The organism is Pseudoalteromonas sp. 2CM41L (assembly GCF_023161905.1).
In the GTDB taxonomy this organism is placed as follows: domain Bacteria; phylum Pseudomonadota; class Gammaproteobacteria; order Enterobacterales; family Alteromonadaceae; genus Pseudoalteromonas; species Pseudoalteromonas atlantica.
This window is the reverse complement of sequence record NZ_JALNTN010000042.1, coordinates 1-589: the sequence shown is the minus strand read 5'-3', so window position 1 is coordinate 589 and position 589 is coordinate 1. Positions and strand designations below refer to the sequence as shown.

Genomic DNA, 589 nt, shown 5'->3' with positions numbered 1-589 from the left:
CTGGTTTAGCGCCAAATGAATCTGAGGTTAGATACCAAGATTCTAAAACTGTGGCCAAAATTAGTTGACCACTACACCCACGATCTCTTTGATCGTTGTGTGCAACAAAGTCAGCAATTTCACGAAAAACTGGCATCTTGTTTGAATGAGCTCTCATTCGCATAAATAAGCTATCTATGTCATTTTCATCAAATTGACCCTTCTCAATTTTAAGAATCAACTTTTGAGCTTTATTTTTTTCGATACCCTTCACTATGCTAGATGCTCCTTGCCGTTTAACAATTTTGTCTACGACATTTGTCGTTTTATAAACCGACAAATGTCCATATATTACAGTGCATTTATCTTAACCATCAAATAAACACCTGTAAACAATTAGTTAACTGGAGAATATTTTTAATCAATGCACAAATACACCGAAATGGTGGAGATCAGTAATATTGGACAAAACAACAAGCACTGCCTGTATATACAGTTAATTTTTACTAGAGATTCATATCATGAAATCATCTTTTTTAACTATGATAGCCGAACAAATGTATCTAAAGCGTTATGCTAAAAGTACCATTAAAGCGTATTTATACTGGAT

General features: G+C 33.6%; 1 pseudogene. It reads right to left on the bottom strand.

The features are described 5' to 3' along the window. Positions 1-253 (bottom strand): annotated as a pseudogene (locus MTF64_RS19835) (hypothetical protein); the annotation flags it as partial. Positions 254-589 lie beyond the last annotated feature (336 nt).